We start from the raw sequence: 8,579 nt of genomic DNA on the forward strand, positions 1-8,579 counted from the left end.
GTCGGCTCTCCCGTGCGCCCGGAGCGGGCCGGCGGGAGGCGGTGCGTCGCGTCAGTGAGCGGCGGCCGGAGCGGTCGTCGGCGCGCCGGCGGCACCGGACGGCGTGGCCGCGGCGGTGGTCGCGCCGGCCGAGGGGGTGCCGGGGGCGGCCGGGGTGGTCGCGCCCGCGGACGGGGTGGCCGCCGGGGTGGTCGCGCCCGGGGAGGCCGGGGTGGCGCTCTTGGAGGTCGTGGCCGACGGCGTCGGTCCGTAGCCGTTGTACAGGCCGCGGCCCCCGGGGCCCGAGTCCGGGCTGACGGCGGCCTGGGCGTCGACCTTCTGGCCGTCCTTGAAGGTGAAGGTGGTGGTGGCGAAGCCGCCGACGCGGACGGAGGCCGCCGGGACGGTGGCGGACGGGTTGCCCTGGCCGCCGACCGACACCGAGCCACCGGCCGGGATGACGATGCTGGACAGCGGGGCGCCAGCGGCGTCCGCGAAGGTGGCGCTGCTGGTGCCGACGGCGATCGACTGCAGCTCGGCCGGCGTGGTTGCCGTGTTGGAGATGTTGACGACCACGTTCACGGGGCCCGTGTAGTCGGTCGAGGTACCCGCCCCGGTGACGAGCACGATGTTGTTCAGCCGGAGGTTCGTCCCGACGGTCGCCGCCGCGTTGTCGGGCTTGATCTGCAGGGTGTCCGGCGTGTTGCCGGCCGCGCAGGAGGACAGCGAGGCGATGGCGATGGCGGCGATGGCGGCGATGCTGCCGCGTCGAAGGCTGCGGCTCACGGCGGCGGCTTCTCCTAGGTCACGTGTCGACAGGTCAGGTCTCAGATTATCGACCTCACTTATGCGCTCCTCACGGGGTGGTCCCCGTGTCGCACTCCCGGGGCCCCCTGGGGGCCGTCCGGCCGTACGGGCGCCGGTGCCCGAGGCCTCGGGGATGGCGCGTTCCGGGCACACCGTCCGAGCGCACCCGCCGCGGTGGCGCTCCGAGGCGCCGATCCGAAAGGGCGCTCCGAGGCGCCGCTCCGAGGGGGCGCCCGCCGCGCCACGCCAAGGGCGAGGCCGGGGAGGAGCCCCGAGGACAAGCTTCGACCAAGATCAAATAACGATCGGATCACGACTCGAAAAGGGGTGAAAGCTCAAGATCCAATCACGGTTACCGGGGGGTTGCGCAAGGGTTTCGTCAGGTGCCGGAACCGCCTCCGACCTGCGGGAAGCTCCTGTCGAACACCGGTCGCAGCACGTCATGGGGGTCCTTGTCAAGCCCCGAGACCGGCCCTGACCTGCGAAAACGCCCTTCGGGTGCGCCGCGAGGCGTGTTATTCTGGAAAGCCACGGAAGGGGTCCTGTCACATGACGTTCAAGGTTGGCGACACGGTGGTCTACCCCCATCACGGGGCCGCGCTGATCGAGGCCATCGAAATTCGCCAGATCAAAGGTGTGGACAAGACCTACCTGGTGCTCAAGGTGCAGCAGGGAGACCTGACGCTCCGGGTGCCCGCCGAGAACGCGGAGTTCGTCGGCGTGCGCGATGTAGTCGGCCAGGAGGGTCTGGACCGGGTCTTCGAGGTGCTGCGCGCACCGTACACCGAAGAGCCGACCAACTGGTCCCGTCGCTACAAGGCGAACCTGGAGAAGCTCGCCTCGGGTGACGTTATCAAGGTCGCCGAGGTTGTGCGCGACCTCTGGCGTCGCGAGCGCGAGCGCGGTCTCTCGGCCGGCGAGAAGCGGATGCTCGCGAAGGCGCGCCAGATCCTCGTCAGCGAGCTCGCGCTGGCGGAGAACACCAACGAGGACAAGGCGGAGACGCTGCTCGACGAGGTGCTCGCCTCGTAGGGCAGTCGGGCTGCCGCCCACCGCTCACAGCGCCCGGTGTCGGCGCGCCGCTCCCTGGACGGAACGTCCGGGAGTGGTGCAGTGGCACTTCGGGCGCTGAGGCGTGTCCGGACGACGTCTCCCGCCCGAGCCGGTCCGGGCCTGCAAGACCGTTTTTGCGGAGCTGTGCGGCAGGCTGCGGTGGACCGTGTCTCTTCGGAAGGGGCCCCTGCGCCCGCCGGGCACGCCAAGGCCATACCCACTTCGCCGAAGGAGTGAAACCTGAACGCCTCAGCAGCAGTCGCAGCAGCAGTGGTGCCCGCCGCAGGACGCGGTGAGCGGCTGGGGCCCGGTGCCCCCAAGGCCCTGCGTGACCTGGGCGGCGTCCCGCTCCTGGTGCACGCCGTACGGGCGCTGGCGCGCAGCCGGGCGGTCGGCCTGGTCGTGGTCGCCGCGCCCGCCGACGGGGTGGCCGACGTGGTCGCCCTGCTGGACAGCCACGGTCTGGCCGGCAAGGACGTCCGGGTGGTGGCCGGCGGCTCGACCCGCCAGGAGTCCGTCCGGCTCGGTCTGGCCGCGATCCCGGAGGACGTGGAGATCGTCCTGGTGCACGACGCGGCCCGTCCGCTGGTCCCGGTCGAGGTGGTGGACGCCGTCGCGGCCGCCGTCCGGGCCGGGGCGCCCGCCGTGGTGCCCGCGGTGCCGCTGGCCGACACCGTGAAGCGGGTCGAGCCCAGCCCGGGCCGCCCCGAGCCGGTCGTCGACACCCCGGAGCGGGCCACCCTGCGCGCGGTGCAGACCCCGCAGGGCTTCGACCGGGCCACCCTGGTCGAGGTGCACGCCAAGGCACTGGCCGAGGAGGCCGCGGGCGGCGCCGACGCCCCGGCGGTCACGGACGACGCCGGCCTGGTGGAGCGCTACGGGGGCCAGGTCGTCGTGGTGCCCGGCCACGAGGAGGCGTTCAAGGTCACCCGCCCGTTGGACCTCGTGCTCGCCGAGGCCGTACTCGCCCGCCGGAGGGCCGCCGATGACTACTGAGCCGTTGATCCCCCGGGTGGGGATCGGCACCGACGTGCACGCCTTCGAGGCCGGCCGGCCGCTCTGGGTGGCCGGACTGGAGTGGCCGGACGCCGAGTTCGGGCTGTCCGGGCACTCGGACGCGGACGTCGCCGCGCACGCCGCCTGCGACGCGCTGTTCTCGGCCGCCGGAATCGGCGACCTGGGCGCCCACTTCGGCACCGACCGCCCGGAGTGGGCCGGTGCCTCCGGAGTGAAGCTGCTCGGCGAGGCGGCCCGGCTGGTCCGCGAGGCGGGTTTCGAGATCGGCAACGTCGCGGTCCAGGTGATCGGCGTCCGGCCGAAGGTCGGCAAGCGGCGGGCCGAGGCGCAGGGCGTGCTGTCCGAAGCGGTCGGCGCCCCGGTGTCGGTGTCCGGTACCACCACCGACGGCCTGGGGCTGACCGGCCGGGCCGAAGGGCTGGCCGCGATCGCCACCGCCCTGGTGTACGCGCGGCGTTGAGCCTGGCGGGCCGGGCGACCGGGCCGCGGGCCGGAACGGGCGGCCCCTGACGGGTGTTCAACAGGCTTCGCCGGGGCCCGGATGGGTAGTGTGCGATCCGGGCCCGCGCGCAGCTCGCACCGGGCCGTACCGCCGCCGACGAGAAGAGGTTTCCGATGGGAGTCGAACTTTCCGACAGGGCCAAGGCGTTGATCGACGGCAAGAGCTTCGCCGTGCTGTCGACGATCCAGCCGGACGGCAGCCCCCAGTCCTCGGTGGTCTGGGTCAAGCGGGACGGTGACGACATCCTGTTCTCCACCGTCGAGGGCCGCCGCAAGCACCTCAACCTGGTGAAGGACCCGCGCGTCTCGCTGGTGATCAACCCGCCGGAGAGCCCGTACGAGTACCTGGAGGCGCGCGGTTCGGTGACGATGACCACCGAGGGCGGCCGGGAGCTGATCGACGAGCTGGCCGCCAAGTACCGGGGCGTGGACAAGTACACCTGGGACGGCCCGGACGACGTCCGGGTGGTCATCCGGCTCTCCCCGCGCAAGGTGGTCGGCGGCATCTGACCGTCGTCCGACGGTCGTCGTCCGATGACGGCGTCGATGACCGGCGCGCGATGACCGGCACGCGATGGCCGGCGTCCGATGGCCGGCACGCGATGGCCGGCGCGGCGCGCGGGCCTGCCGGCCAGGGCGTTCGGCCGGTTTCGGACCGGCGCGCTCCCCGTCCGCGACCGGTCCGACCGGCGGCCGGGACCGGCGATTCCCCCGGGGGTGCGGTCCGCATTCCCGGGGAATGTCGCGGGGCACTCCCCGCCGCCCACTACGCTTGACGCTGTGAGCATTCGTCTGTACGACACCAGCACCCGCCAGGTACGCGACTTCGTCCCGCTTGTACCGGGTTGTGTCTCGATCTACCTGTGCGGCGCTACCGTCCAGTCGGCGCCTCACATCGGACATATCCGGTCCGGGCTCAACTTCGACGTCATGCAGCGGTGGTTCGCCTACCGCGGCTACACGGTGACCTTCGCCCGCAACGTCACCGACATCGACGACAAGATCATCGCCAAGGAGCGCGAGCTCGGCACGCCGTGGTGGCAGATCGCCTACGAGAACGAGCGCGCCTTCAACGACGGTTACGACGCGCTCGGCTGCCTGCCGCCCACCGTCGAGCCGCGGGCCACCGGGCACATCCCCGAGATGATCGAGATGATGCAGGGCCTCATCGAGAAGGGCCACGCCTACGCCGCCGACGGCAACGTCTACTTCGACGTGAAGTCGTACCCCGACTACCTGGCGCTGTCCAACCAGAAGCTGGACGACCTGCGCCAGCCCGAGGGCGAGGGCGAGACGGGCAAGCGCGACCAGCGCGACTTCGCGATGTGGAAGGCCGCCAAGCCGGGCGAGCCGAGCTGGGAGACCCCGTGGGGCCGCGGCCGTCCCGGTTGGCACCTGGAGTGCTCGGCGATGGCCCACAAGTACCTGGGCCCGGCCTTCGACATCCACGGCGGCGGGCTGGACCTGATCTTCCCGCACCACGAGAACGAGATCGCCCAGTCCAAGGCCTACGGCGACGGCTTCGCCAACTTCTGGGCGCACAACGCCTGGGTCACCATGGCCGGCGAGAAGATGAGCAAGTCGCTGGGCAACTCGGTGCTGGTCTCCGAGATGGTCCGGCGCTGGCGGCCGATCGTGCTCCGCTACTACCTGGCCGCCCCGCACTACCGCTCGATGATCGAGTACAGCGAGGAGTCGCTGCGCGAGGCCGAGGCCGCCTTCGGCCGGATCGAGGGCTTCGTCCAGCGCGCCGTGGAGCGCTGCGGCTCCGTCGACGCGGCCCCCGAGGTGCCGCCGGCCTTCGCCGAGGCCATGGACGACGACTTCGGCGTTCCGCAGGCGCTGGCCGTCGTGCACACCGCCGTCCGCCAGGGCAACAGCGCCCTGAACGCGGACGACAAGGAGAGCGTGGTGGCGCGGCTGGCCGAGGTCCGTGCGATGCTCGGAGTACTGGGACTCGACCCGCTCGACCCGCACTGGGCCGGGGCTGAGCGCGGCGACGACCTGCACGGCGTGGTCGACTCGCTGGTCCGCCTGGTCCTGGACCAGCGGCAGGCGGCGCGCGAGCGCAAGGACTTCGCCACCGCGGATGCCATCCGCGACCAGCTCGGCCTGGCCGGGCTGGCGATCGAGGACACCCCGTCCGGCCCGCGCTGGACGATCAACAGCCAGTAACCCCATCTGACGATCGGGGTGATGGGTGGGCCGTACCGGACCGGTGCGGCCCTCCCGCATGACGTAGCGCATGCCGTCGGCTGCCGCCGCACCGAGCGGGGCGGCCGGGCATGCCGGACAGACAGGAAGTACAGCCATGGCCGGCAACAGCCAGCGCAGGAACCGCCGCAACCCCGGATCGAAGAAGGGCGCGTCTGTCGGGACCGGCGGGCACAGCCGGAAGGCGCTGCAGGGCAAGGGCCCGACCCCGCCCGGAGAGGCGCGCAAGGGCCACCCGAAGCAGCGCGCCGCCAACGCCGCGCTCAAGCGCGAGCGGGACGCCAAGGCCCGGGCCGGCATGCGCCGGGCCGGGGCCGGCCGGGGCGGTCGCGGCGGCGCGGGCAGCGCCGAGCTGGTCTTCGGCCGCAACTCGGTGGTCGAGGCCCTGATCGGCGACGTGCCCGCCACCGCGCTGTACGTCCAGCAGTTCATCGACACCGACGACCGCGTCCGCGAAGCCTTCCAGGCCGCCAACGACCGCGGCATCCCGCTGATGGAGGCCCCGCGGCCGCAGCTGGACCAGATGACCGGCGGGCTCAACCACCAGGGCCTGGTGCTCCAGGTCCCGCCGTACGAGTACGCGCACCCCGAGGACCTGCTGGAGGAGGCCGCCGACGCCGGCCAGGATCCGCTGATCATCGCGCTGGACGGGGTCACCGACTCGCGCAACCTCGGCGCCGTGGTCCGCTCCGCCGCCGCCTTCGGCGCGCACGGCGTGGTGATCCCCGAGCGCCGTGCGGCCGGCATGACCGCCGGTGCCTGGAAGACCTCCTCCGGCGCTGCGGCCCGGCTGCCCGTCGCCCGCGCGACCAACATGACCCGCACGCTGGAGGCCTACCAGAAGGCCGGCCTGATGGTGGTCGGCCTGGCCGCCGACGGCGAGGCCGAGATCGGCGACCTGGAGCTGCTGACCGGCCCGGTCGTGATCGTCGCGGGCAGCGAGGGCAAGGGCCTGTCCCGGCTCGTCTCGGAGACCTGCGACATGCGGGTGCGGATCCCGATGTCCGGGCTGACCGAGTCGCTGAACGCCGGTGTCGCGGCGGGCGTCGTGCTGTACGAGGCCGCCCGGCTGCGCGCCAAGCGCTGAGCACAGCCGGACCTCCGTCCGCAGGTGATGTGCTGAATTCCCCGCGATCCGAGTGAAAAGCGATCGGGCCCGACCGGGTCCGATCGCTTTTTTCATGATCACTTCAAGCATGCGCCGGACATCCACCCGGGAGAGTGTCCTAAGCGGCCGTCACCCGGTTAGACGGGCGTGGACGTGGACACCAGAACACCTCGGCGCCCCCTGTTCGGCGGCGGCAGCACCGGGATGGACGCGGGCCCCGGGCTCGACACCGTCAAGGTGCCGTCGGATCCGGCGCGACTCAGCAGCACCCAGGCGAGCTTCCGCCTCCGGCTCGGCAGCCCCGTGGCGCCGCTGATCGAGGCCCCGGCCGGACTGCTGTCCACCGGCGCCGCGTTCGGCGACCCGTACGCCAACCAGGGCCTGATCCGCCGTCCGCTGGTCACCCCGCAGGTCGTCGTGCCCGCCTCGGCCGTCCCGGCGCTGGCCGGGGCCGGGGCCGGGACCGGCGGGGCGCCCCGCCGCAAGGGCCGGGTCACCGCCGTCACCTGGACCGGCCAGGCGCCCCCCGGCGACCTCGCGGCCACCCAGCTGCTGGAGGCGGTCCGCCAGAGCGGCGCGCCGGGCGGCGACAGCCGGGCCGAGGCGGACACCCAGGTGCTCCCGGCCTACGCGGGCGCCCGGACCGTTCCCCGCCAGCCGCGCGAGGGCACCGGCACCGCCACCGACGCGGGCGTCGGCCCGGTCGGCGAGCCGCACGGCTGGACCCCGAGCGGCGAACTGCCCGAGGTGTCCGCCACCGACGCCGGGGGCAAGCAGCCCTGGTACCCCGGCCGCCGGGTCGACCTCGGCCTGGTGCTGCTGCCGCTGCGCGCGGTGCTCGGCTCGCTCTCCGTCTACGCCGGATTCAGCAAGCTCTGCGACCCGGTGTACTTCGACGGCGGCGAGCGCGGCTCCATGGTGCGCTGGCTCTCCTCGCTGCACCCGTGGAAGGTCGCCGAACCGCTGCTCGCCTTCGCGATGGCGCACCCCGTCGGCTCCGGCCTGGTGGTGTCGTTCACCGAGATCGTGGTCGGCGTGCTGACCGTCCTGGGCCTGTGGCAGCGGCTCGCGGCCGGAGCGGCGATGCTGCTCTCCGCGGCGCTGCTGTTCACCGTCAGCTGGCGGGCCGTACCGGTCTACGACACCCCGGACCTGATCTTCCTCGCGGCGTGGAGCCCCCTGCTGATCGCCGGGGCGCCGTTCGCCTCACTGGACGGCCGGCTCAACCTCGAGGCCTGGCGCCGCTTCGGCGCGGGCTCGCCGCGCGCCCTGCGCCGCCGGGTGCTGCGCCGCGGCACGGTGGTCACCACCATCGTGGTCGGCCTGACCCTGCTGCTCGGCTCGATGCTGGGCGCCGCCGTCCGGACCAGCGCCCGGCCGCACCAGGCGCCGCCCCGCCCGGCCACCGACTACGGCACCCCGGTCTGGCCGACGAGCAGCCCGTCCGGCGCCCCGGGCGGCCAGGGCGCGTCCTCGCCCTCGCCCGCCCCGCACCCGGCCACCCCGACGCCCAGCGCGACCGCACCGTCCAGCGCCCCCGCCAAGCCGACCGGCGCCACGCCGAGCGGCAAGCACTCCGGCAAGGCGGAGACCGGGGCCGGCTCCTCCCCGGCGCCGGCCGCCCCCTCCGCCGTTCCCGGCGGCGGCGCGCCGGCCCAGCGCAGCACCCCACCCGCCGGGGGATCGGGCACGGCGCCCAAGCCGAGCCCGAGCAGCGGCTCGGGGCTGCTCGGCGGGGTGCTGGGCAGCGGCCCGCTGGCCGACCTGTCCGGCGGGGCCGGCGGGGCCGAGGGCGGGCGCTCCTCCCGGCCTCTGTCCGTACTCGCTGTGGTCATGCCATGACCGTCCGACTCGTGTGTCTTGGGTCTAGGGATGTGGTGTCGGTTCCTGTGTTGCCGAT

Annotated in this window: 8 protein-coding genes; 7 read left to right on the forward strand and 1 reads right to left on the reverse strand. The window is 73.5% G+C overall.

What is annotated here, in order from left to right; translation table 11 throughout:
- Positions 1 to 51: 51 nt before the first annotated feature.
- The gene (locus ABT247_RS29105) at positions 52 to 765 is read right to left on the reverse strand and encodes a DUF461 domain-containing protein (protein WP_350748260.1); all 714 of its coding nucleotides are present in this window, start codon (positions 763 to 765) and stop codon (positions 52 to 54) included.
- 570 nt (positions 766 to 1,335) lie between these two features.
- Between ABT247_RS29105 and ABT247_RS29110 the strand changes: the two genes are divergently transcribed.
- The 7 genes from ABT247_RS29110 (at position 1,336) to ABT247_RS29140 (ending at position 8,521) form a co-directional block, all read left to right on the forward strand.
- Positions 1,336 to 1,818: a CarD family transcriptional regulator gene (locus ABT247_RS29110; protein ID WP_030244332.1), complete on the forward strand. Its 483-nt coding sequence runs from the start codon at positions 1,336 to 1,338 to the stop codon at positions 1,816 to 1,818.
- A gap of 291 nt (positions 1,819 to 2,109) precedes the next feature.
- Positions 2,110 to 2,835, forward strand: a complete 726-nt coding sequence (gene ispD, locus ABT247_RS29115; protein ID WP_502892524.1) for a 2-C-methyl-D-erythritol 4-phosphate cytidylyltransferase — start codon at positions 2,110 to 2,112, stop codon at positions 2,833 to 2,835.
- The gene (gene ispF, locus ABT247_RS29120; RefSeq protein WP_350748263.1) at positions 2,825 to 3,316 is read left to right on the forward strand and encodes a 2-C-methyl-D-erythritol 2,4-cyclodiphosphate synthase; all 492 of its coding nucleotides are present in this window, start codon (positions 2,825 to 2,827) and stop codon (positions 3,314 to 3,316) included. Before ispD ends, ispF begins: the two co-directional genes overlap by 11 nt.
- 155 nt (positions 3,317 to 3,471) lie before the next feature.
- Positions 3,472 to 3,867: a PPOX class F420-dependent oxidoreductase gene (locus tag ABT247_RS29125; RefSeq protein WP_350748266.1), complete on the forward strand. Its 396-nt coding sequence runs from the start codon at positions 3,472 to 3,474 to the stop codon at positions 3,865 to 3,867.
- 270 nt (positions 3,868 to 4,137) lie between these two features.
- Positions 4,138 to 5,532, forward strand: a complete 1,395-nt coding sequence (gene cysS, locus ABT247_RS29130; protein ID WP_350748269.1) for a cysteine--tRNA ligase — start codon at positions 4,138 to 4,140, stop codon at positions 5,530 to 5,532.
- 136 nt (positions 5,533 to 5,668) lie between these two features.
- Positions 5,669 to 6,658, forward strand: coding sequence for a 23S rRNA (guanosine(2251)-2'-O)-methyltransferase RlmB (rlmB, locus tag ABT247_RS29135; protein WP_350748272.1), 990 nt, complete (start codon positions 5,669 to 5,671; stop codon positions 6,656 to 6,658).
- A 168-nt stretch (positions 6,659 to 6,826) separates the two neighbouring features.
- Complete coding sequence (locus tag ABT247_RS29140; RefSeq protein WP_350748275.1) at positions 6,827 to 8,521, forward strand: DoxX family membrane protein; 1,695 nt, start codon at positions 6,827 to 6,829, stop codon at positions 8,519 to 8,521.
- Positions 8,522 to 8,579: the final 58 nt, after the last annotated feature.

The organism is Kitasatospora sp. NPDC001539, from assembly GCF_040298565.1.
Classification (GTDB): domain Bacteria; phylum Actinomycetota; class Actinomycetes; order Streptomycetales; family Streptomycetaceae; genus Kitasatospora.